Below are 22,039 nucleotides of genomic sequence, written 5' to 3' on the forward strand. Positions count from 1 at the left end.
GGACGGATATCTTTGGGCGAAAGGCGTTGGTCCTGCCGCACGATTCTCCGGGTCGCTGTGCGCATGCCCACTGCCTTGCGATCAGCATTGCGGCCAAGGCGACGAGTCAGCTCAAGATGTCTCTTGCATCAGCCGCGGAACAATAAGCACAGAGGCTTCGGCGGACACGTCAGCAAGCCCGGCAAGGCGAGGAGACATGACAAGCACCACCAGTATCGGACGCCGGCGGTTCCTCAAGATTCTCGGCGCAGGCCCCGTTGCCGTCACGGCCTCGGCCCTGGGCATGTGTACGGCCTGGGCGCAGGCCCCCGCCGGCGTGCGCCCCTACAAGCTGCTGCGTGCGAAGGAGACACGCAACAATTGCACCTATTGCTCGGTCGGGTGCGGCCTGCTGATGTATTCGCTCGGTGACGGCGCAAAGAATGCGAAACCCCGCATCTTCCACATCGAGGGGGATCCCGATCATCCGGTCAGCCGTGGCTCGCTCTGCCCCAAGGGCGCGGGGCTGCTGGACATTGTCCATTCAAAGAACCGGCTGCTGTATCCGGAATACCGCGCGCCGGGGTCGAAGGAGTGGGTGCGCATCAGCTGGGACGAAGCGACCAGGCGCATCGCCCGGCTGCTGAAGGACGACCGCGACAAGAACTTCATCGCGCGCAACGAGAAGGGCCAGCTGGTGAACCGCTGGCTGAGCTCGGGCATGCTCGCCTCGTCGGCGGCCTCCAACGAAACGGGGGTGCTCGACTTCAAGTTCGCCCGCTCACTCGGCATGCTGGCGCTGGACTGCCAGGCGCGCCTGTGCCACGGGCCAACGGTTTCGGCGCTGGGGCCGTCCTTCGGCCGCGGCGCGATGACGAACCACTGGGTGGACATCAAGAATGCCAATGTCGTCATGGTCATGGGCGGCAACCCGGCCGAGGCCCACCCGGTCGGCTTCAAATGGGTGATCGAGGCCAAGATCAAAAACAAGGCCAAGGTCATCGTCATCGATCCGCGCTTCAACCGCACGGCCTCGGTTGCCGATATCTTCTCGCCGATCCGGGCGGGGTCGGACACGGCCTTCCTGATGGGCATGGTCAACTGGCTTCTGCAGAACGACAAGATCCAGCATGACTACGTGCGCGCCTACACCAACGCGCCGCTGATCGTGCGCGAGGATTTCGGCTTCGACGAAGGGCTGTTCTCGGGCTTCAATCCCGAAAAGCTCGTCTACGACAAAGCCTCCTGGACCTATGAGCTCGACGCACGGGGAAACGCGAAACGCGATCCCTCGATGCGCCATCCGCGCTGTGTGCTGAACCTGCTGAAGCGGCACGTCTCACGCTACACGCCGGAGAAGGTCGAGGAGATTACCGGCGTCAGGAAGGCCGATTTCCTGCAGATCGCCGAGATCGTCGGCTCGTGCTCGGCGAAGGACAAGACGCTCACCTGGCTTTACGCGCTCGGCTGGACGCACCACACCGGCGGCGCGCAGATCATCCGCGGCGCGGCGATGATCCAGCTGCTGCTGGGCAATGTCGGCATGTCCGGCGGCGGCGTGAATGCGCTGCGCGGCCATTCCAACATCCAGGGCTATACCGACCTGGGCCTGCTGTCGCTGCGGCTGCCGGGCTACATGGACCTGCCCGCCGACAGGCAGCAGACGCTCAGGCAGTTCCTGGCCGATGCCACGCCGAAAGCGATGTTGCCCGACCAGGTGAACTACTGGAAAAACCTGCCGAAGTTTTTCGTCTCGCTGCAGAAAAACCTGTTCGGCAAACATGCCACGGCGGCAAACGACTGGGCCTTTGACCTGCTGCCGAAATGGGACCGCAGCTACGACATGCTGGCCTATTTCGACCTGATGTACGAGGGCAAGGTCAACGGCTACGTGGTCCAGGGGTTCAATCCGCTGGCGGCAATGCCTGACAAGAACAAGTCCTCGGCCGCGCTGTCGAAGCTGAAGTTCCTGGTGGTCATCGACCCGCTGGTGACCGAGACCTCCAACTTCTGGCGCAACGAAGGCAAGTTCAACGACGTCAGGACCGAGGAGATCATGACCGAGGTCTTCAGGCTGCCGTCGAGCTGCTTTGCCGAGGAAGACGGGACCGTCGTGAATTCGGGCCGCTGGCTGCAATGGCACTACGCGGGCCAGCAGCCGCCGGGCGAGGCGCGGCATGATCCGGCCATCCTTGGCGGCATCATGATGGAGCTGCGGCGGCTTTACGAAAAAGAGGGCGGCGCCTGCCCCGAACAGGTGTTGCACATGACCTGGGACGAGGAGACCTATCACGATCCCTGCAGCCCCCATCCCGAGGAAATGGCCAAGGAAGCCAACGGCTACGCGCTGGCGGATGTATTCGACGAGACCGGGAAAAAGATCCTGCGCAAGGGCCAGTTGCTGGATTCGTTCGCGCAACTGCGCGACGACGGCACCACCTCGAGCTACTGCTGGATCTTCACCGGCTCCTGGACCGAGGCCGGCAACCAGATGGCCAGGCGCGACAACACCGACACCGGTCTCGGCAACACGCCGGGCTGGGCCTGGTCCTGGCCCGCGAACCGCCGCATTCTCTACAACCGCGCCTCGATGGACGAGATGGGGAACCCCTGGGACCCCAAGCGCCAGATCCTGCATTGGAACGGCGAGACATGGGTGGGTGCCGACGTGCCCGACTTTCCGCTCACCGCGGCACCCGGCTCACCGATCGGACCTTTCATCATGCTGCCCGAAGGCGTGGGGCGCCTGTTCTCGGCCGGAGGCATGATCGACGGCCCTTTCCCCGAGCATTACGAGCCGGTCGAGAGCCCGATCGGGAAGAACCCGCTGCACGCAAAGGTCACCCACAATCCGACCGCACGCATCTTCCAGAACGATGCGCAGCGCATGGGCAACCGCACCGAGTTTCCCTATGTCGCCACGACCTATTCGATCACGGAATTGTTCCGCCACTGGACCAAGCACTCGCATCTGAACGCCATGCTCCAGCCCGAGCAGTTCGTCGAGATCGGCGAGAAGCTGGCCGCGGACAAGGGCATCGCCCATGGCGACACGGTGAAGATTACGACCAAACGCGGCTACATCACTGCCAAGGCGGTGGTGACCAAGCGCATGCGCACGCTCCAGGTGGCCGGGCAGGCGGTCGAGCAGATCGGCATCCCGTGCCATTGGGGCTTCGAGGGAGCGACGCGCAAGGGCTATCTCGCCAACACGCTTGCGCCTGGCGTTGGCGATGCCAATTCACAGACTCCGGAATTCAAGGCATTCCTCGTAAACATTGAAAAGATGGCGGGAGCACAGGCATGAACTCGCAGAACATCATCCGTCGCTCGGCCTCGTCGGAGCTGACACCGGCCCCTCGGATCCGTGACCATCAGATGCAAGTGGCCAAGCTGATCGACGTATCGACCTGCATCGGCTGCAAGGCGTGCCAGGTCGCCTGCAGCGAATGGAACGACCTGCGCGGCGAGGTGCAGGAGAATGTCGGCGTCTACGACAACCCGCGCGATCTGTCGCCCGACACCTGGACCCTGATGCGCTTTACCGAGCATGAGGACCAGGCGGGGAAGCTGGAATGGCTGATCCGCAAGGACGGCTGCATGCATTGCGAGGACCCCGGCTGCCTGAAGGCCTGCCCGGTGCCCGGCGCCATCGTGCAGTATGCGAACGGCATCGTCGACTTCCAGTCCGACCTGTGCATCGGCTGCGGCTATTGCGTGGCCGGCTGCCCCTTCGACGTGCCGCGCATTTCCAAGAAGGACAACAAGGCCTACAAGTGCACGCTGTGCTCGGACCGCGTCTCGGTCGGGCAGGAGCCTGCGTGCGTCAAGACCTGCCCGACCGGCGCCATCAGCTTCGGCTCGAAGGCAGAGATGCAGTCCCTCGCGGCCGAGCGCGTGGCCGAATTGAACGAGCGCGGCTTTGCCAAGGCGGGACTGTATGACCCGGCGGGGGTCGGCGGCACCCACGTGATGTACGTGCTGCAGCATGCCGATGACCCCAAGCGCTACGCGGGCTTGCCGAAGGACCCGAAGATCAGCACGGTCGTTTCGGGCTGGAAGGATGGCCTGCAACCTGGCGCGGCCGTCGTTGGCGCGGCGGCGGTCGTGGGCATGGCGGCGCATTTCATGGCGGTCGGCCCCAACACCACCGAATCGGATGGGCACCATGGCCCGGATGATGGCGCAGCATAGGCGGAGAGCGGAGATGGCGACCAACAACGATAGGATCTTGCGCACGAAGTTCGCCGAACGGCTGTGCCACTGGGCGATTGTGTTCTGCTTCTTCCTCGCTGCGGTTTCGGGTATCTCGTGGTTCTTCCCGATGGTGAGCTGGATGAGCGGATTCCTTGGCACGCCGCAGATGGCGCGGCTGCTCCACCCGTTCCTCGGCATCGCGGTTTTCGTTGGCCTTTGCTACATGTTCGTGCGCTTTGTGGGCTACAACATGCCCGCGCGCACCGACGCGATCTGGTTCCGCCGCGTCCGGGACGTGCTCCTGAACCGGCATGGTGGCGAACCGCTGCGGATAGGCAAGTACAACGCCGGCCAGAAGGTCTTGTTCTGGCTCATCATGGCTTCGATACTGGCCCTTCTGATCACCGGGCTGATCATGTGGCGCGCCTATTTCGCCGAGTATTTCCCGATTCCCGTGCTCCGCCTGGCGATCCTGGCCCATTCCGTCGCAGGGATCGGCCTGATCCTGCTGATTGTGGGGCACATCTATCTGGCCCTCTGGGTCCGCGGTTCGATCACTGGTATGGTGACGGGCTATGTTTCACGGGCCTGGGCCAGGCAGCACCATGACCGCTGGTATGGCGAGGTGAAGGCGAAAGAGGCGAAAGAGGCGAAAGAGGTGGAAGCGAAGGGCCGTCGGTCATGAGCCCGCATCCGATGCCGCCAGGCGGGCTGCCATCGGGCGAGGCATCCCGGAATTTCGCGCCGCAGATCCAGCCAGACCTTGCCGGTCTTTACGGCCGCCGCGCCGCGCGCCTGCGCACGCTGGCCGAAGGCCACGATCACGCCGATTACCTGCGCTTGGCCGCCCGCGTGGCCGAGGTGCAGGCATCGCTTGTGCCCGAAGCCGGCGGATCCGGACCGGCAGGCGCCAGGGCCATTCTGCAGCAGGGGCATCTAGGTTTTCTGCTTGACCGGTTGATTGAGCGGCTTGCGCCCGATGTCCCCGCCCCGGTCGCCACGCATCTAGCGGTGCTGCGCGGCCTTCCGGACGAGGAGCGCCTCGGCGCGGCCCAGGCGCTGACCCTGGGTCGCTTCGACGCCGTCCCGGCGGCGATCGCGCCCTTCCTTTGGGCCGCGCTCTCGCTGCAACGCGCCAGCGCCGTGCGCGCCGCGCCCGTGCCCGGCTGTGGCCCTGCCGAGCACGCGTCTTGCCCGGCCTGCGGCAGTGCGCCTGTAGCAAGCCTGATCCTGACCGGCGATCGCCAGGGCTTGCGCTATCTGCATTGCGCGCTCTGCGAGAGCGCCTGGCACATGGTGCGGGCGAAATGCACCAACTGTGGTGCCGCTGCGGACCTTGACTACCTCAGCTTCGACACCGCCGAAGCCACGGTGCGCGCCGAATGCTGCGGCGTGTGTCACGGATACCTGAAAGTCATCTCACTGGAACGCGACCGGCAAGCCGAGGCCGTCGCCGATGATCTTGCCACGCTGGCCCTGGACCATGCCGTAACGGCGGAGGGCTATCAGCGCACCGGGTTCAATCCCTTCGCACTGCCGGCATGAGGACGGGATGCTGCCCGCTTTTTTAGCGGGCTTGTGCGGCGTCGGTGTCCGCGGTGGCGTCGCCCTCGGCGCCGTCAAGGTGCACATCGGCCATGCCGCCATTGATCCCGGGCTATGGGGGGACGCAACGGCTGCCACGGCTGGTGGGTACGACGCGGGCGCTGGATCTGATTACCTGAAGCGGGCGCACTCCGCCAGTACGGCTGCAGCCGTTGCCATGCCGGCGTCCTCGAAGCCATCGATGGCGATCTTCGAGAACGCCTGCAGGAAGTAGGCCGACTTCGCCGCAACCACGACATCGCAGGCCAGCGCGAGCGACGCGCCGCCACCCGCAGCCAGGCCGTTGACAGCCGCAACGCTCGGGACTGGCAGGCTTTGCAGCTTCATGACAAGAGGCTTGAAGTACCGCTCGACGTGAGCGCCGATATCGACGATCACGGCCGCGTGCGCGGACGCGTTGCCGCGCACCCTGAATCAAGCTGCAGACCTGCCAAAGGACCTGGATCGCCTTGACATCTTGATCGGCAATCCAGGCGCAAGTCGAACCTCAGACGCGTTCGAAGATCGCGGCAATGCCCTGCCCGCCGCCGATGCACATCGTCACCAGCGCGTAGCGGCCTTGCACGCGTTGCAGCTCGTACAGCGCCTTGACCGTGATCAGCGCGCCGGTGGCGCCGATCGGGTGGCCCAGCGAGATGCCCGAGCCATTCGGGTTGACCTTGGCCGGGTCCAGGCCCAGCGCCTTGGTCACGGCGCAAGCCTGCGCGGCGAAGGCCTCGTTGGCTTCGATCACGTCCAGGTCCGACACCTGCAGGCCGGCGCGTTCCAGCGCGATCTTCGTCGCCGGCACCGGGCCGATGCCCATGGTCTTCGGATCGACGCCGGCATGGCCGTACGAGACCAGGCGCGCCAGCGGCTTCAGGCCGCGGCGCTCGGCCTCGGCGCGCTCCATCATCACCTGAGGATCTTGACCTTCAGGTCGTAGTTCTCGGTGGCGGCCTCGATCACGATGTCGGTGGCCTTGAGGTCGTCATACGACGTGCTGCCCTGGATGCGCGCCAGCGCATCGGCCTTCTGCGCCTCGGTCAGCTTTTCCTTCTTGATCAGCCGGTCCAGGCTGCCCGCCACGGTGGCCACGCCCTTCTGCACCGCGGCGTCGCTGATGTCGACCATCACCACGTTCAGGCCGGCCACTGCGCAGGCCTGGGCGATGCCATTGCCCATGGTGCCGGCACCGACGATGCCTACTGTCTTGATTGCCATGTCTTAACGCCTTAGGGTTTGAGAGTTTTGAAGTGTCTGGTGGAGTTGAGGCCATGGAGCTGCGGGCACAGCCCAGCCTGTCAACATAGCGTGCGATCGCAGTCACCGGATCGGGCGCTGCCTGGATGGCACGCACAGATTGCATGCAGGACGCCGTCGCGGACGTCGAAGCCGATGGAGGGCGGCACGGAATAAGCTGACGTAGGCCGCCGGCGGTCGCTATGTCTGGTGATCGTAGCGCCGCGGGGAGCGTTCGACACTACCCGAACCTGCCCATTCATTGACAATTTCTGCCGCTTTTCCCGCAATGCGAAGCCGATTGCAACTGAGGCAGCCGGACGTCTGCCTTCAGTTTTGTCAGCCGATCAGGGGCAGGCACTTGCCAGGGCGCGTCGGTAGCCCGCCCGACCAGGAGCCACGCTACGCCGGATGCTCGGTCAGCCAGTGCCTGGCGATGTCTTCCCGGCGGCAGATCCACACGGCGTCATGGCCGCGTACGTCGTCAAGGAAGCGTGCCAGCGCCATGGCGCGCGCCGGATGGCCGCTGATGCGGGGATGCAGACCGACGCTCATCATCTTCGGCGCGCGCGCCCCCTCGTGCCACAACTGGTCAAATGCATCCCGCAGCGAGCGGTAGAAATCTTGCCCCGAGGCAAAGCCGTCAGGCAGCAGATAGCGCGCGTCGTTGTTGACCAGCGTATACGGGATTGCCAGCAGCGGTGGGGCGCTGCAGAGCCAGTACGGCAGGTCATCGTTGTAGGCATCCGAGCTGTAAAGGAACCCGCCTTCCTCATTGACCAGGCGCCGCGTGTTGGCGCTGACCCGCCCGGTGTACCAGCCTACCGGCCGCCTGCCGCAGGTGCGTTCGATTGCCGCGATGGTCAGGCGGATATGGCGCCGCTCCTCATCTTCCGGGACGTCCCGATAATCGATCCAGCGATAGCCATGCCCTGCAACCTCGTGTCCTGCCGCACTCAGTGCCTGTCCGATCCGCGGATTGAGCTCCAGCGCGCGACCGGCCGCGAACGCGGTCAGCGGCAGGCCGCGCTCGGCGAACAGATCCAGCAACCGCCAGACGCCGGCACGCGCTCCATACTCGTACATGCTTTCGACGCTCCAGTCGCGCCCGGCCTCACGCGGCGGCCGTCCGGGCAGTTCGTGCAGGTACGCTTCGGAGCGCATATCGCCGTTGAGGATGCACGATTCCGCGCCTTCCTCGATGTTCAGCACGAACTGCACCGCCACGCGCGAGCCGCCGGGCCAGCGTGGATGGGGCGGGGAGCCGCCGTAGCCGGCGAGGTCGCGTGCCTGCATCATCCCAGCTCGAAGGTAGTAATGCCGAAGATGCGCTTGTGCACCAGGCCCGGCGCAGGCCCCAGATACATGCGCGCGCAGCCGAAGACTTCCGCCATGCCGTGCCGATGGGCCAGCGCCATGGCCGCGGGGTGGTTTTCCGGGACATCGAGGAACAACGGGCCACCCGACGCAAAGGCGGCCAGGCGTTCGTAAAGCGCTTCGGCCGCTTCGGCGTCGTCGGCAAACAGCGGCCCGATCTTGCAGCCTTCCCCGCACCGGCGCACCACGCCGAATCCGCCCAGCCGTCCCTGTCGCAGACAACCGAGCGCAAGCCCATCCTCCTGCCGGATCCATCCGCGCAGGAAGGTCTCGCGCGCGGCGGGAAAGCACGTGCGGTCGTATGCCAGCACGTCGTCGAAGGGCACCGCTTCCAGCGGGACGATCACGTCATCCGGGCGCGACGCGTCCGGCGAGAGGGGCGATTGGGGCGGGCTATCCGGTACCTCGGCACGAAAGCGCAGATTGCGATGGGAGAAAACGAAGCCACCCCTGGCGTAGTAATCCTGCATCGCGAAAACGCCATCCAGCCCGATGGTGGCTCCGGGCCGCAGGCGGGCAATCAGCCGGTCTCGGCGCGCATGCCACAGCGCGTTGCCCAGTCCCCGGCCGCGAAAGGCCGGACGGACGATAAAGAAACCCATAAAGCCGAACGCGCCGCCGTAGGACGTGATCGCGCCGCCGCCGATCAGCTCCCCATCCAGCTCGGCTGCGATGAAAGCATCCGGGTCCGTGGCCCAGAACAGCGCCGCGTCGTGAAGGCCGGGGTTCCACCCCTCGGTAGCCGCCCAGCCGATCAGTTGATCAAGCTCGGCGCGCGTCATGTTCCGAATCACCAGGTCGCCTGACATCGCAATCTGCTCCGTTGGCCGAGTCGCGGACTGCCGTTGCCGCGGCAGTCGCACCTCGTCACTTCAGGTCTATGTGTCTGGATGATAAGGCGCGTTCTCCGCTGTGGGAGCAACGGGTGGCAGTCCCTCGGTCGATGGGTGACCGGTAAAGCATGCGCCAGTCTTTTTGGTGACTTGGCTAGCCCAGTGTGTCCAAAAGGCCGCCTGCGGGCGGCCGCCTCCGTTATGCCGTTGCTTTCCCGCATACGCACTATTACCTAATGCTGCGTTGCGACAATTCCTTTGCTACAATTCGGGAAAACCCCATGAGGGTAATCCCGCAGCAACAAGCAAGGAAGGAAGCCATGAACACCCAATCCGATATCAAGCTGACCGATCAACTGGAACGCGACCTCATCGAGCGCGAGCTCGGCAAGCAAAGCCTGGGCTTCGTGCATGACGCCAAGCGCGCCATCGCCGCGGTGCAGGAAGTCATCGCGCGCCTGCAGTCGCAAGCCCGCAAGGCCAAGGTCGTCTACGCCAACGGCTAAGCAGTTTCCAGCGGTATCGCAGTACCCGCGGCCCTGGTGGCTGCGTTGTAGAACCGGCCAGACGCGCGCCCGCCACGGGCAAGACGCGGCCGGTTTTGTTTTGCCTGCTCGCTTTACGCAAGGCAGGTCGACGTGCCTTGTGAGCAACTCTGACAAGGCTTGCCAGACCTTTTCGTTTTGTCGTGGCGCGGCCAAAGGCTATCTTGGATGCCTTTGCAGAACCGTCCGCGACCATGCCCCCGCTTGTCCTTATGTGCCTGCTGATCACTTACGTGGTCTGGGGTACGACCTATCTGGCGATCCGCTTTACGCTGGAGAGCTTTCCGCCGCTGTTCATGACGGGTACGCGCTTTCTATGCGCGGGCCTGCTGCTGGCCGCCTGGCTGGCGTGGCGCGGCACGCCGATGCCGTCGTGGCGGCAGCTGCGCAACTGCGCGGTGCCGGCGCTGTTCCTGCTGGTAGGCGGCATGGGATTGACCGCGATGGCCGAGCAGACCATCTCGTCGGGCGCGACCACGGTAATGATCGGCTCGATGCCGATCTTTGCGCTGATCTGGGCGGCCTGCTTCGGCCAGCGCCCCAAGTGGTACGAGTATGTGGCGATTGCGATCGGCAGCGCGGGCATCGTGGTGCTGACCGCGGGGGCGGAATTCCGCGTCAGCGCGGGTGGCGTGGTGGCGCTGATGCTGGCGGTGGCGAGCTGGTCGTTCGGCTCGCAGCTGGTGCGCCGGCTCGAACTGCCGCAGGGCGCGGCGGCCTTTGCCGCGGAGATGCTGATCGGCGGGGTGGTGCTGATGGTGCTGTCGGCGCTGCGGCAGGAGCCATGGCCGGTGTCGCTGGGGTCGATCAGCGCGCAGGCCGGCTGGGCCTGGGTCTACCTGGTGGTGGCGGGCTCGCTGGTGGCGTTCTCTGCCTATATGTACCTGGTGGCGACGGTCGGCCAGACGCTGTCGACGAGCTATGTCTACGTCAATCCGCCGGTGGCGCTAGCGATGGGCGCCTGGCTGGGCGGCGAGGTGATCGCGCCGCAGACGCTGTACGCGGTGGTGCTGATCCTGCTTGCCCTGGCGGTGCTGAGCGTCGGCACACTGCGCACGGCGCGGGCGCAGGCGGCTGCCTGAAGCGCCCTGGCCCGCAAGCTCAGCTGCCGGACTGCTCCTGGATCCAAAGCGACAGCCTCACCTTGTAGGCCTGCTGGATATGGCGCCGGGCAATCTGCTCGGCCTGCGCCGGATCACGCTTTTCCAGCGCTTCGACCAGGGCGGTGTGCTCTTCATAGGAGCTGCGCGCGCGGCCGGGCACCGCCAGCGTGGTGCGCCCCAGCAGCGCCATCGATTCGTGCAGCGAGCGCAGGTTCTTCAGCAGGTAGCGGTTGTGGGCGCAGCGGTGCAGGGTTTCGTGGAACAGCCGGTTGTTCTGCGCGAGCCGGTCCGGATCGTCGGCGAACGCGAGGTCGCGCTCGACGATATCGCGCAGCAGCGAAATCTCCACATCGGTGGCATGGCGTGCGGCCAGCGCCGCGGCGGTGCCTTCCAGCACCTCGCGCATCACGTACAGCTCGCTGACCATGCTGGCGTCGAGCTGCGTCACCATCATGCCCCGGTTGGGCTCGTTGACCACCAGGCCTTCCGATTCCAGCCGCGACAGCGCTTCGCGCACCGGGGTGCGCGACAAGCCCAGCGATTCCGCCAGTTCCACTTCGCGCAGCCGGGTGCCGGGAGATAGCTGCCCCGCCTGGATGGCGGCGCGCAGTTGCTGGTAGGCACGCTCCGAGCGCGGGAGCGATGCAGCCTGGCCGCCTTCGGCGGCACCGGCAAACTCTTGAGAAATCATGTGAGGCTGGCTGGTGCGGTTTGACTGTCGTAGCCAGCCATCATACCCGCTCAAGCGCGCCTGACATCACGGCGCCGCAATATCCTGCAAAGCGGCGCCGGCTGGCGGCTGCGCCGGGGGCGGGCTTTTGACTGGGGCTTACGACGGAGGCTTACGCCTGGGGCGGGTGGTACTGGTACAGCCATGTCTCGGACAGCGGCTTGCCGTCCAGGCGCAGGAACAGGCGGATGTCGACCGGCCCCTTGCCATCGGTGGTCAGGTCGAACTGGGCGCGCCAGTGGCCGGGCACGTTGTTGGGCACGGCTTCGGTGAAGACATAGGAGAAGGTGCCGCGCGAAGCGGTCAGCACGGCTTCGGGCTTGACGCCGAACGGCAGCTTTTCCAGCGGCGCGCCCTTGAACTCGACCATGAACTTGCGCACTCCCTTGGGCCTCGGCTGGCCGGGCTGGCCGCCGTTGCCCAGGCGCGTGGCCACGCAGCGCGCCAGCGGCGACGGGTTCGGTTCGTCGGCCTGCCAGTGCAGGCGGTAGCGCAGGCGGTAGGTGGCGCCGGCCTTGGCGGGCGCCTTGGGCACCCACATGGCGACGATGTTGTCGTGGATCTCGTCGTCGGTGCGCAGCTCGACCAGTTGCACGGCACCCGCACCCCAGCCGTCGCGCGGCTCGACCCACAGACTCGGGCGGCGTTCGTAGTTGACGCCGTCCTGGTAGTGGTCGAACAGGCGGTCGCGCTGCAGCAGGCCGAAACCCTTGGGGTTGTCGTCGGAGAATGCCGATGCCGTGGTCTGGGGCGGGTTGTTGAGCGGGCGCCAGATATGCTCGCCGGCGCCGTTCCAGATGGCCAGGCCGTCGGAGTCGTGGACTTCCGGGCGCCAGTCGGTGATGCCCTTGATGCTTTCCGAGAACCAGTACATCGAGGTCAGCGGTGCCAGTCCCAGCCGCGCGACGTCCTTGCGCAGGAACAGCGCGCATTCCACGTCCATGATCACGGCCTTGGCGCGCTGCATCACGAAGCGGTAGGCGCCGGAGATGCTGGGGCCGTCGAGCAGGGCGTAGACCGTGACGGTATCGCCGTTGCCTTCCGGGGTCTCGAACCAGAAATGGGTGAAGGCGGGGAATTCCTCGGGCTTCCCGGCCTCGGCCACGTCGATGGCGATGCCGCGCGCCGACAGCCCGTACTGGTACAGGTCGCCGATGGCGCGGAAGTAGGAGGCGCCCAGGAAGGCGACCCAGTCGTTCTTGCGCCAGTCGCGCGTCTTCTGGTCGCCGAGGCGGCTTTCCTGGAAACGGAAGCCCGCGAAGCCGCTGCCGGGCGGCAGCTTGTGCGCGGGGCTGTCGGCCGGCATGTCGAAGTAGGCATCGTCATAGACGATCTCGCGCGCGCGCCCGCCGCCGCCCTTGGCGCGCTCGATCACATGCATGCGCACCGGGGTGCGGAAGTAGGTGCCGAGGTGGAAGAAGGTGACGGGGAACTGGCCCGGGCCGTTGGCAAACAGCGCATCGTCGGTGCGGAACCGGATCTTGCCGTGGGCATCGTAGTCGATGCGCGACAGCACGTCCGCAGGCGGCGAGGGCGGGGGCGCATAGGGCTTGGCAGCCAGCGCGCGCGCCCGCTCGATCAGGGCGTCGAAGCCGAACGGCTGCGCCTCGCCGAGCTTGATCCGGCTGGCCGCCAGCACCGGTGGGGTAATGCCCAGCGCGGCCAGGGCGGCTGAGGCGGTGGCGGAGACCAGCAGGGTTCGGCGGTTCATCATGTGGCGAAAGCGTCCTTTTCTTGTCCGAGGGTTGAGCAGAACTCTAAAAGACGGCGTTTCCCGGGAAAAGTTCGGACACCGTCTGTTACAGCCTGCTGCGGCACAAGATTCACATTGTGCCGCCTGACGCTCAGTGGGCTTCGCCGCGCGCGCGCCGCGCGTGGCGCCGCTGCCGCGCCAGCATGTTCAGCCCTTCCACCGCGGCCGAGAACGCCATCGCCGTATAGATGTAGCCCTTCGGCACATGCGTGCCGAGCCCTTCGGCGATCAGCGTCATGCCGATCATCATCAGGAAGGCCAGCGCCAGCATCACAATGGTCGGGTTGCGGTTGATAAAGTTGGCCAGCGGCGTGGCGGCGAACAGCATCGCCATCACAGCGGCGATCACCGCTACGAACATGATCTGGACATGCTCGGTCATGCCAACCGCGGTGATGATGCTGTCGATCGAGAACACCAGGTCGAGCACCAGGATCTGGCCAATCGCGGCGGCAAAGCTGTGCGCCACCTTGCCGGTGCCATTGTGTTCGCCTTCCTCGCCGGCGGTGACGTGGTGATGGATCTCTCGGGTGGCCTTCCATACCAGGAAGGCGCCGCCGGCGATGAGGATCATGTCGCGCCACGACAGCCCCTGGCCAAGGATCGTGAAGACCGGTTCGGTCAGCTTGACGATGACGGCGATGGTGGCCAGCAAGCCAAGGCGCATCAGCAGCGCCAGGCTGATGCCGACCTTGCGCGCCTTCTCGCGCATCTCTGCGGGCAGCTTGTTGGTCAGGATCGAAATGAAGATCAGGTTATCGATCCCCAGCACGATTTCCATGGCCACCAGCGTGGCCAGAGCCGCCCAGGCGGCGGGGTCCTGAAGCAAAGCCAGCGACGATTCCATCAGTGGGCTCCGGTGTTGGTAAGCAACCGGCGCCCGGGCATCGTTCCAGGCGCACGAAGCTTCATGTTAGCGCAGCGCCGCTTGCCTAAATGTGTCCGCAAAGATAAAGGTTGTTTTGCGGCTTAGTGGAATATAGTATGTGATATATCAAAAAATCCAATCGAGCCATCAAGGAGACAGCAAATGAAAGTGTGTATCTACGGCGCGGGCGCCATCGGCGGCTATGTCGGGGCGCAGCTTGCGCGCGCGGGGGCCGATGTCAGCTTCGTCGCGCGCGGCCCGCACCTGGCGGCGATGCAGGAACACGGCGTGCGGCTGCTGATCGACGGCGAGGAGCGCGCGGCGCGAGTGCGCTGCACCAGCGATCCGCGCGAACTGGGGCCGCAGGACTACGTCTTCATTACGCTTAAGGCGCATTCGGTGCCGGGCGTGGTAGACCTGATCCAGCCGCTGCTGGGTCCGGAAACCGCGATCGTGACCGGCGTCAATGGCATTCCTTACTGGTATTTCTACAAGCACGGCGGCGAGCTGGCGGGATCGACGCTGGAAAGTGTCGACCCGGGCGGCCGGCAATGGCGCGGCTTCGGGCCGGAGCGCGCGATCGGCTGCGTGGTCTATCCGGCTGCCGAAATCATCGCGCCCGGCGTGATCAAGCATGTGTATGGCAAGAAATTCCCGCTGGGCGAGCCGGATGGCAGCCGTTCGGCCCGCGTGACCCGGCTCAGCGAAATGATGATGGCGGCCGACCTGGAGGCGCCGGTGCGCGACAACATCCGCGACGAGATCTGGCTGAAGCTGTGGGGCAACCTTTGCTTCAACCCGATCAGCGCGCTGACCCATGCCACGCTCGATGTCATTACCTCGGACCCGGCCACGCGCGCGCTGTCGCGCCAGATGATGGTGGAGGCGCAGGGCATTGCCGAGCGCTTCGGGGTCAAGTTCCGCGTCGACGTGGAGCGGCGCATCGACGGGGCGGGAGCGGTTGGGGCGCACAAGACCTCGATGCTGCAGGACCTGGAGGCGGGGCGCGCCATGGAAATCGATCCGCTGCTCACGGTGGTGCAGGAAATGGGCCGGCTGGTCGGGCAGCCGACGCCGATGTGCGACGCCGTGCTGGGTTTGATCAAGCAGCGCGACTCGATGGCCAAGCTCGCGGCGTAACCGCTGGCGTTGGCTGGTGACGGGAGCGGCTATGGGTCTGGCCCTCCCGCCCGAGCGGGCGGCGCCCATGTTGCGCCTGGCCCGCTTTTGGGCAAGAAATGGCAAGACGATTGTGATATACCATATACGACAGACCGCGCACGCTGACGGTGCCGATGCATGACCGCAACGTATTGCTTGATGCATTTTCGTAATGAGTCGGGCGTTTTGCTAAGCTGTGCGGAAATGCGGCGGGCAGCCATTCCGGCCGCCGCGCCACCGGTCTCACACGAGCATATTCCATGTCTGCGCAACCACAATCCATCGTCCAGCCCAACGGGCTGACCTTGTCAGTGCAACCGATCAACGCCGGCGCGAGCCTGCGCGACCAGGCCTATGCCATGTTGCGGCAGGCCATTGCCGACGCCGATATCTACCAGTCGCACGACGAGATCCGGCTCGACGAACGAGTGCTGAGCGAAGCCATGGGCGTCAGCCGCACGCCGATCCGCGAAGCCATGACACTGCTGGAGCAGGAAGGCTTCCTGCGCACCGTGCCGCGCCGGGGCATCTACATCATGCGCAAGACCAAGCGCGAGATCGTCGAGATGATCCAGATGTGGGCGGCGCTGGAGAGCATGGCGGCGCGCCTTGCCACGCAGAATGCCACCGACCAGGAAATCGCCCAGCTGCGACGCATGTTCGACAGCTTCCGCGATTCGACGCCGGCGGAACATATCGAGGAGTATTCCGACGCCAATATCGCGTTCCACCAGGCAATCGTGCAGCTGTCCAGGTCGCAGATCATCATGGACACGATCCGCAATATCTTTATCCATGTGCGCGCGATCCGGAAGATGACGATCTCGCAGAGCGACCGGGCGGCCAGGTCGATCGTGGATCACCTGCGCATCATCGAGGCGCTGGAGAAGCGCGATACCGAACTGGCCGAGCGGCTGGTGCGGCAGCATTCGCTGGACCTGGCGGACTACGTGGAGAAGCACTGCGACTTCCTCGACTGAGGCGAGCAGGGCAGGGCAAAACGGCGGACTTCGGTCCGCCGTTTTTGTTTTGTGCAGGCATCGATGCATTTCGCCAGATGGTATGTGATATATCAATGTGAGAATCCAGTGCCGATGTCTGCGGCATCGCCCGCACTAAGCGTCTCTTTTTCTGCTTATGCTGCGGCGCATCGTCGATATTTCTGCTGCGACTGCCAATCTCCTCTTGCTCTCTTCTGATATATCACATACCGTATGTCATCAAGAGCTACAAAATCAGCGGTTAAAAGGAGACTTTCGCAATGGAAACCAAGGCACTGCAAGGTGTTCGCATCCTGGACATGACCCACGTCCAGGCAGGCCCGTCGGCCACGCAGCTGATGGCGTGGCTGGGCGCGGACGTGATCAAGGTGGAGATGCCCGGCCGCGGCGACATTACCCGCAGCCAGCTGCGCGACGTGCCCAACGCCGACAGCCTGTACTTCACCATGCTCAACTCCAACAAGCGCAGCCTGACGCTGAACATGAAGACGCCCGAAGGCAAGGCGCTGCTCGAAGACCTGGTACAGCGCAGCGACGTGCTGATCGAAAACTTCGGGCCCGGCGTGCTGGCGCGCGCCGGCTTCGACTGGGAGCACCTGCAGGACCTGAATCCGCGGCTGGTCTATGCGTCGATCAAGGGCTTCGGCCCGGGGCCGTACGCCGACTGCAAGGCGTATGAAAACGTGGCGCAGTGCATGGGCGGCTCGGCCTCGACCACCGGCGATGCCGAAGGCGTGCCGACCGTGACCGGCGCGCAGATCGGCGACTCGGGCACCGGCATCCATTGCGTGGTCGGCATCCTGGCCGCGCTGCTGCAGCGCGAGCATACCGGCCGCGGGCAGCGCGTGGAGGTGGCGATGCAGGATGCGGTGTTGAACCTGTGCCGCGTCAAGCTGCGCGACCAGCAGCGCCTGGACAACGGCCCGCTGCGCGAGTACCCGAACCAGGAGTTCGGCGACCACGTGCCGCGCGCCGGCAATGCCTCGGGCGGCGGCCAGCCGGGCGCGGCGCTGCGCTGCGCACCGGGCGGCCCCAATGACTACGTCTACGTCATCATCCAGCCGCAGGGCTGGGAACCGCTGATGCGCCTGTGCGGCCGCGAGGACCTGATCACCAACCCGGACTACGCCACGCCCGAAGCGCGCCTCAAGCACCTGGCCGACTGCTTCGCCGTGATCGAGAAATGGACCAGCAAGGTCAGCAAGTTCGACGTGATGGCCGCGCTCAACGAGGTGGATGTGCCGTGCGGACCGATCCTGTCGATGAAGGACCTGATCGAGGACCAGTCGCTGTACCAGCGCGGCTACCTGGTCGAGCTGGAGCATCCTCAGCGCGGCAACTACGTGCAGCTGGGCTGCCCGATCACGATGTCGGCATCGCCGGTGGAGGTGGAGCGCTCGCCGCTGCTGGGCGAGCATACCGACGAGATCCTCGAATGGCTGGGCCGCACGCCCGCGCAGATCGCGGCGATGAAGCTGGCCGGGGCGGTATGAGGCGGTAGCCCGGGAGCGGGTGTGTGAGCGTACCGATGTCATTCCCGCGCATACCCCCCGGGGCACGTGGGCGGGAATCCAGCGACGTCTCTTGAAGTCACTGGGTTCCCGCCTGCGCGGGAACGACGGGCGGACGCGCCAGCCCTGATCTCATTCCCATTCCCTTTACAAGATCCTGCAACCGATATCGGCGCAGGCAGGCCCGCCTTTGCCTGCGCAAGGAGCATTGCCGTGCAAACCTGGATACGCTTTCGCCGCGCCGACGGCAGCATCGGCCATGGCCGTCTCGATGGCCCTGACCAGAATCGCGTGGTCGAATACGATAGCGACGGTTTCAACCATCCCGCGCCCACCGGCGCCGTGCACGAGCGCGCCGCGCTGACGCTGGTCGCGCCATGCCAGCCCGGCAAGGTGGTGGCGCTGTGGAACAACTTCCACGCGCTCGCCCGCAAGCTGGAAAAGCCGGTGCCGACGCACCCGCTGTTCCTGATCAAGCCGGCATCGTCGCTGGCCGGCCCTAACGACGCCGTGCAGCGCCCCAAGAGCTACGACGGCAAGATCGTCTACGAGGGCGAGCTTGGCATCGTCATCGGCAAGAAGGCGCGCAATGTGCCGGTGTCGGAGGCCGGCGACCATATCTTCGGCTACACCATCGTCAACGACGTGACCGCGGCCGAGCTGATCGCCGCCGATCCCAATTTCCCGCAATGGACGCGCGCCAAGGGTTTCGACACCTTCGGCTGCGTCGGCCCGGCCATCGTCACCGGCTTTGACTGGCGCGCCGCCAGCGTAGTCACGCGGCTCGACGGCGTAGAGCGGCAGAACTATCCGCTGTCGGACATGATCTTCTCGCCGGAAGAGCAGGTCAGCCGCATTTCGCAAGACCTGACGCTGATGCCCGGTGACGTGATTGCCGTCGGCACCTCGCTGGGCGTGGGTTCGATGAAAGACGGCGCCGTGGTGGAGGTGTCGATCGCGGGCATCGGCTCGCTGGTCAACCACGTGCGCGGCTGAGCGCGACCCAACCCAAAACTCGATACGGTGAATGCCATGCCAATGACGATCGGTGTGCCCCGCGAGGTCCACCCGGGCGAGCGGCGCGTTGCCGCCACCCCGGACTCGGTCAAGGAACTGCTCAAGCTCGGCTACCAGGTCGCGGTAGAGACCGGCGCGGGCCAGGAGGCTTCGTTCTCGGACGACGACTACCGCGCCGCCGGCGCCGCCATCGTCGATGCGGCAAGCCTGTGGGCGTCGGTCGACGTGGTGGTCAAGGTGCGCCCGCCGCAGGTCCACCCCAGCCTGGGCGTGGAAGAGGCGGCGCTGCTGAAGAAGCATGCCACGCTGATCGGCTTTGTCTGGCCGGCGCAGCAGATGCCGATGCTGGAGCGGCTGGCGCAGCGCGGCGCCACGGTGCTGGCGATGGATTGCGTGCCGCGCATCTCTCGCGCGCAGAAGCTGGATGCGCTCAGCTCCATGGCCAATATGGCGGGCTACCGCGCGGTGATCGAGGCCGCGCATGCCTTCGGCCGGCCCTTTGCCGGGCAGATCACCGCCGCGGGCAAGATCCCGCCGGCGCGCGTGCTGGTGATCGGCGCGGGCGTGGCGGGGCTGGCGGCGATCGGCGCGGCGCGCAGCCTGGGCGCGGTGGTGCGCGCCTTCGACACGCGCCCGGTGGTGCGCCAGCAGATCGAGAGCCTGGGCGCCGAATTCCTGACCGTCGAGATCGAAGAAGACGGCAGCGGCAGCGGCGGCTACGCCAAGGAGATGAGCCCCGCCTTCATCGAGGCGGAGATGCGCCTCTTTGCCGAGCAGGCGCGCGAAGTCGACATCATCGTCACCACCGCGCTGATCCCCGGCAAGCCGGCGCCGAAGCTGCTGGAAGCCGGGACGGTCGGGCTCATGCGTGCCGGCAGCGTGGTGGTTGACCTGGCCGCCGAGCAGGGCGGCAACTGCGTACTCACCGTGGCGGGCGAAAGCGTGCGCCGCGGTGGCGTGACCATCATCGGCTATACCGACCTGCCGAGCCGGCTGGCGGCGCAGTCGAGCCAGCTCTACGCCACCAATATCCGCCACCTGCTGACCGAGCTGACGCCGGGCAAGGACGGCCAGCTCGTGGTCAACATGGACGACGAGATGATCCGCGGCGCCACGGTGCAGCACCAGGGCGCGGTGACCTGGCCGCCGCCGCCGCTGACGGTGGCGATACCGCAGCAGCAGGCGCCGGCCGCGTCGCCGCCGGTGGAGGCGGAAGCCCCCCTGCCGCGCAACCGCACCGGAGTGACGCTGGTCGCGCTGGGGCTGGCGGCGATTGCCCTGCTCGCCCTCGGGGCAGTGGCGCCGCCCGCGTTCATGGCGCACTTCACCGTGTTCGTGCTGGCGATCTTCGTCGGCTACCAGGTGGTGTGGAACGTCACCGCCGCGCTGCACACGCCGCTGATGAGCGTGACCAATGCCATCAGCGGGATCATCGTGGTGGGGGCGCTGGTGCAGCTGGGCAAGCCGTCGCTGCTGACGGCGGTGATCGCGGGCTGCGCGGTGCTGGTTGCGACCATCAACATCGCCGGCGGCTTCCTGGTCACGCAGCGCATGCTGAAGATGTTCCAGCGCGACTGAATACAAAGGCAAAGGAGACCGAGCCATGCCTTCCGGCATCAGCAATATCGCTTACCTTGGCGCCAGCGCGCTGTTCATCCTCAGCCTGAGCGGGCTGAGCCATCCTGCCACCGCCAAACGCGGCAACCTGCTCGGCATCGCCGGCATGGTGATCGCGGTGGTGACCACCGTGCTGGCCGGCACGCCCGACGGCGTTCCCATCATCATCGGCGCGATGCTGGCGGGCGGCATCGCCGGCGCGGTGCTGGCCAAACGCGTGGAGATGACGCAGATGCCGCAGCTGGTGGCGGTGCTGCACAGCTTCGTCGGGCTGGCCGCGGTGCTGGTCGGCTACGCCAACTACCTGGAGCCGACCACGCTGGCCGGCGCGGAGAAGGCGATCCATGAGGTCGAGACCTACCTCGGCATCCTGATCGGCGCGGTCACCTTTACCGGCTCGATCATCGCCTTCCTCAAGCTGCAAGGCACCATGGGCGGCAAGCCGATGCTGCTGCCGGGCCGCCACGTACTCAATGCCGGGGCGCTGGCGGTGTGCGTGTGGCTGGGCTATGCCTTCCTCAGCGCGCCGGATGTGCAGCAGGGGCTGGTGCCGCTGGCAGCGATGACGGTGATCGCGCTGCTGGTCGGCGCGCACCTGGTGCTGGCCATCGGCGGCGCCGACATGCCGGTAGTGGTGTCGATGCTGAACAGCTACTCCGGCTGGGCGGCCGCGGCGACCGGCTTCATGCTGGGCAACGACCTGCTGATCATCACCGGCGCGCTGGTGGGGTCGAGCGGCGCCATCCTCAGCTACATCATGTGCAAGGCCATGAACCGCAAGTTCCTGTCGGTGATCCTGGGCGGCTTCGGCGCGGTGCAGGCGCAGGGCGCGGCGGCGGAGCAGGGCGAGGTGCTGCCGGTATCGAGCGAGGAAGTCAGCAGCCTGCTCAAGGATGCCAACGAGGTCATCATCGTGCCCGGCTACGGCATGGCGGTGGCGCAGGCGCAGGGCACCATCAGCGAGATCGCGCGGCGGTTGCGTGCGCAGGGCGTCAACGTCCGCTTCGGCATCCACCCGGTGGCCGGCCGCTTGCCGGGGCACATGAACGTCCTGCTGGCCGAGGCGCGCGTGCCGTACGACATCGTGCTGGAAATGGAAGAGATCAACGACGACTTCGAGAAAGCCGACGTGGTGCTGGTGGTCGGCGCCAACGACATCGTTAACCCGGGTGCGCTGGAGGACCCTGCCAGTCCGATTGCCGGCATGCCGGTGCTAGAGGTGTGGAAGGCCAAGACCGTGGTGGTGTCCAAGCGCAGCATGGCAGCGGGCTACGCGGGGGTCGACAACCCGTTGTTCTACAAGGACAACACGCGGATGTGGTTTGGCGACGCCAAGGGCAGTGTCGATGCGCTGCTGCGACAGCTGGAGGAAACGCCGGCGTAGGGGTTTTCCACGGGCGGGGATGCCACCGGTGGTCCTCGATGCCATCCCTGCACCCAAATTCATGCCATTTCCGCGATATATAAACAGTCATGAATAGGTACGATAAAAAACTTTAAGCCAAGACTAATTAAGCCTCA

Annotated in this window: 18 protein-coding genes and 2 pseudogenes; 12 read left to right on the top strand and 8 right to left on the bottom strand. The window is 65.8% G+C overall.

The features are described from left to right. Nucleotides 1-196: 196 nt before the first annotated feature. Genes fdnG through fdhE form a run of 4 tightly spaced genes read left to right on the top strand, consistent with a single transcriptional unit; the run spans nt 197 to nt 5,721 of the window. Nucleotides 197-3,286, top strand: coding sequence for a formate dehydrogenase-N subunit alpha (fdnG, locus tag ACAD63_RS25320; protein WP_434034529.1), 3,090 nt, complete (start codon nt 197-199; stop codon nt 3,284-3,286). After that, complete coding sequence (fdxH, locus tag ACAD63_RS25325; RefSeq protein ID WP_135702923.1) at nt 3,283-4,173, top strand: formate dehydrogenase subunit beta; 891 nt, start codon at nt 3,283-3,285, stop codon at nt 4,171-4,173. The genes fdnG and fdxH overlap by 4 nt, the downstream gene beginning before the upstream one ends. 13 nt (nt 4,174-4,186) lie before the next feature. Beyond that, complete coding sequence (locus ACAD63_RS25330; RefSeq protein WP_434034530.1) at nt 4,187-4,861, top strand: formate dehydrogenase subunit gamma; 675 nt, start codon at nt 4,187-4,189, stop codon at nt 4,859-4,861. Then, nucleotides 4,858-5,721, top strand: a complete 864-nt coding sequence (gene fdhE / locus ACAD63_RS25335) for a formate dehydrogenase accessory protein FdhE (RefSeq protein ID WP_434034531.1) — start codon at nt 4,858-4,860, stop codon at nt 5,719-5,721. Before ACAD63_RS25330 ends, fdhE begins: the two co-directional genes overlap by 4 nt. A gap of 171 nt (nt 5,722-5,892) precedes the next feature. Here fdhE and ACAD63_RS25340 read toward each other — a convergent pair whose 3' ends face one another. The 5 genes and pseudogenes from ACAD63_RS25340 to ACAD63_RS25360 all read right to left on the bottom strand — a co-directional run bounded on the left by ACAD63_RS25340 (nt 5,893) and on the right by ACAD63_RS25360 (nt 9,188). Further along, on the bottom strand, nt 5,893-6,159 hold the full coding sequence (locus ACAD63_RS25340; RefSeq protein WP_431189863.1) for an enoyl-CoA hydratase-related protein: 267 nt from the start codon (nt 6,157-6,159) through the stop codon (nt 5,893-5,895). Between the two features lie 109 nt (nt 6,160-6,268). Beyond that, nucleotides 6,269-6,679: pseudogene (locus ACAD63_RS25345) on the bottom strand (acetyl-CoA C-acyltransferase); the annotation flags it as partial. Continuing rightward, nucleotides 6,679-6,984 (bottom strand): annotated as a pseudogene (locus ACAD63_RS25350) (3-hydroxyacyl-CoA dehydrogenase NAD-binding domain-containing protein); the annotation flags it as partial. The pseudogenes ACAD63_RS25345 and ACAD63_RS25350, both read right to left, overlap by 1 nt. Before the next feature lie 420 nt (nt 6,985-7,404). Continuing rightward, the gene (locus ACAD63_RS25355; RefSeq protein ID WP_434034532.1) at nt 7,405-8,301 is read right to left on the bottom strand and encodes a polysaccharide deacetylase family protein; all 897 of its coding nucleotides are present in this window, start codon (nt 8,299-8,301) and stop codon (nt 7,405-7,407) included. Further along, nucleotides 8,298-9,188, bottom strand: a complete 891-nt coding sequence (locus ACAD63_RS25360; protein ID WP_135702918.1) for a GNAT family N-acetyltransferase — start codon at nt 9,186-9,188, stop codon at nt 8,298-8,300. The genes ACAD63_RS25355 and ACAD63_RS25360 overlap by 4 nt, the downstream gene beginning before the upstream one ends. Before the next feature lie 344 nt (nt 9,189-9,532). Between ACAD63_RS25360 and ACAD63_RS25365 the strand changes: the two genes are divergently transcribed. Then, on the top strand, nt 9,533-9,718 hold the full coding sequence (locus ACAD63_RS25365) for a hypothetical protein (RefSeq protein WP_135702917.1): 186 nt from the start codon (nt 9,533-9,535) through the stop codon (nt 9,716-9,718). Nucleotides 9,719-9,951: 233 nt separating this feature from the next. Beyond that, nucleotides 9,952-10,839: an EamA family transporter gene (locus ACAD63_RS25370; protein WP_133094385.1), complete on the top strand. Its 888-nt coding sequence runs from the start codon at nt 9,952-9,954 to the stop codon at nt 10,837-10,839. Nucleotides 10,840-10,858: 19 nt separating this feature from the next. On the opposite strand, the gene ACAD63_RS25375 is transcribed toward ACAD63_RS25370, so the two are convergent. From ACAD63_RS25375 to ACAD63_RS25385, 3 genes are all read right to left on the bottom strand, one after another. Then, complete coding sequence (locus ACAD63_RS25375) at nt 10,859-11,551, bottom strand: GntR family transcriptional regulator (RefSeq protein WP_133094386.1); 693 nt, start codon at nt 11,549-11,551, stop codon at nt 10,859-10,861. A gap of 151 nt (nt 11,552-11,702) precedes the next feature. After that, nucleotides 11,703-13,304: a glucan biosynthesis protein gene (locus ACAD63_RS25380; RefSeq protein WP_434034533.1), complete on the bottom strand. Its 1,602-nt coding sequence runs from the start codon at nt 13,302-13,304 to the stop codon at nt 11,703-11,705. 130 nt (nt 13,305-13,434) lie between these two features. Next, on the bottom strand, nt 13,435-14,190 hold the full coding sequence (locus tag ACAD63_RS25385; protein WP_133094388.1) for a TerC family protein: 756 nt from the start codon (nt 14,188-14,190) through the stop codon (nt 13,435-13,437). Between the two features lie 183 nt (nt 14,191-14,373). Here ACAD63_RS25385 and ACAD63_RS25390 point away from each other — a divergent pair, with 183 nt between their 5' ends. The 6 genes from ACAD63_RS25390 to ACAD63_RS25415 all read left to right on the top strand — a co-directional run bounded on the left by ACAD63_RS25390 (nt 14,374) and on the right by ACAD63_RS25415 (nt 21,902). Further along, nucleotides 14,374-15,351: a 2-dehydropantoate 2-reductase gene (locus ACAD63_RS25390; RefSeq protein ID WP_133094389.1), complete on the top strand. Its 978-nt coding sequence runs from the start codon at nt 14,374-14,376 to the stop codon at nt 15,349-15,351. A gap of 281 nt (nt 15,352-15,632) precedes the next feature. Further along, entirely contained in the window at nt 15,633-16,352 is a 720-nt protein-coding gene (locus ACAD63_RS25395; RefSeq protein ID WP_029047003.1) for a GntR family transcriptional regulator, read from the top strand. Between the two features lie 281 nt (nt 16,353-16,633). Next, a complete protein-coding gene (gene frc / locus ACAD63_RS25400) occupies nt 16,634-17,866 on the top strand; it encodes a formyl-CoA transferase (RefSeq protein ID WP_135702915.1) in 1,233 nt (410 codons plus the stop codon). Between the two features lie 231 nt (nt 17,867-18,097). Beyond that, complete coding sequence (locus ACAD63_RS25405; protein ID WP_135702914.1) at nt 18,098-18,880, top strand: fumarylacetoacetate hydrolase family protein; 783 nt, start codon at nt 18,098-18,100, stop codon at nt 18,878-18,880. 36 nt (nt 18,881-18,916) lie between these two features. After that, nucleotides 18,917-20,479, top strand: a complete 1,563-nt coding sequence (locus ACAD63_RS25410; RefSeq protein ID WP_434034534.1) for a Re/Si-specific NAD(P)(+) transhydrogenase subunit alpha — start codon at nt 18,917-18,919, stop codon at nt 20,477-20,479. A 25-nt stretch (nt 20,480-20,504) separates the two neighbouring features. After that, nucleotides 20,505-21,902 carry an NAD(P)(+) transhydrogenase (Re/Si-specific) subunit beta gene (locus ACAD63_RS25415; RefSeq protein ID WP_195427868.1) on the top strand — a complete coding sequence of 466 codons (1,398 nt, stop codon included), beginning with the start codon at nt 20,505-20,507 and terminating at the stop codon, nt 21,900-21,902. Nucleotides 21,903-22,039: the final 137 nt, after the last annotated feature.

The organism is Cupriavidus sp. a3 (assembly GCF_051015765.1).
GTDB classification, from domain to species: Bacteria; Pseudomonadota; Gammaproteobacteria; order Burkholderiales; family Burkholderiaceae; genus Cupriavidus; species Cupriavidus oxalaticus_A.

Excerpts from the sequence above, each read along its gene's own strand:
- ACAD63_RS25365 (WP_135702917.1), top strand. The coding sequence starts at position 9,533 with ATGAACACCCAATCCGATATCAAGCTGACCGATCAACTGGAACGCGAC.
- fdhE (WP_434034531.1), top strand. The coding sequence starts at position 4,858 with ATGAGCCCGCATCCGATGCCGCCAGGCGGGCTGCCATCGGGCGAGGCA.
- ACAD63_RS25360 (WP_135702918.1), bottom strand. The coding sequence starts at position 9,188 with ATGTCAGGCGACCTGGTGATTCGGAACATGACGCGCGCCGAGCTTGAT.
- ACAD63_RS25410 (WP_434034534.1), top strand. The coding sequence starts at position 18,917 with ATGCCAATGACGATCGGTGTGCCCCGCGAGGTCCACCCGGGCGAGCGG.
- ACAD63_RS25390 (WP_133094389.1), top strand. The coding sequence starts at position 14,374 with ATGAAAGTGTGTATCTACGGCGCGGGCGCCATCGGCGGCTATGTCGGG.
- ACAD63_RS25370 (WP_133094385.1), top strand. The coding sequence starts at position 9,952 with ATGCCCCCGCTTGTCCTTATGTGCCTGCTGATCACTTACGTGGTCTGG.
- fdxH (WP_135702923.1), top strand. The coding sequence starts at position 3,283 with ATGAACTCGCAGAACATCATCCGTCGCTCGGCCTCGTCGGAGCTGACA.
- fdnG (WP_434034529.1), top strand. The coding sequence starts at position 197 with ATGACAAGCACCACCAGTATCGGACGCCGGCGGTTCCTCAAGATTCTC.
- frc (WP_135702915.1), top strand. The coding sequence starts at position 16,634 with ATGGAAACCAAGGCACTGCAAGGTGTTCGCATCCTGGACATGACCCAC.
- ACAD63_RS25385 (WP_133094388.1), bottom strand. The coding sequence starts at position 14,190 with ATGGAATCGTCGCTGGCTTTGCTTCAGGACCCCGCCGCCTGGGCGGCT.
- ACAD63_RS25330 (WP_434034530.1), top strand. The coding sequence starts at position 4,187 with ATGGCGACCAACAACGATAGGATCTTGCGCACGAAGTTCGCCGAACGG.
- ACAD63_RS25380 (WP_434034533.1), bottom strand. The coding sequence starts at position 13,304 with ATGATGAACCGCCGAACCCTGCTGGTCTCCGCCACCGCCTCAGCCGCC.
- ACAD63_RS25415 (WP_195427868.1), top strand. The coding sequence starts at position 20,505 with ATGCCTTCCGGCATCAGCAATATCGCTTACCTTGGCGCCAGCGCGCTG.
- ACAD63_RS25355 (WP_434034532.1), bottom strand. The coding sequence starts at position 8,301 with ATGATGCAGGCACGCGACCTCGCCGGCTACGGCGGCTCCCCGCCCCAT.
- ACAD63_RS25375 (WP_133094386.1), bottom strand. The coding sequence starts at position 11,551 with ATGATTTCTCAAGAGTTTGCCGGTGCCGCCGAAGGCGGCCAGGCTGCA.
- ACAD63_RS25395 (WP_029047003.1), top strand. The coding sequence starts at position 15,633 with ATGTCTGCGCAACCACAATCCATCGTCCAGCCCAACGGGCTGACCTTG.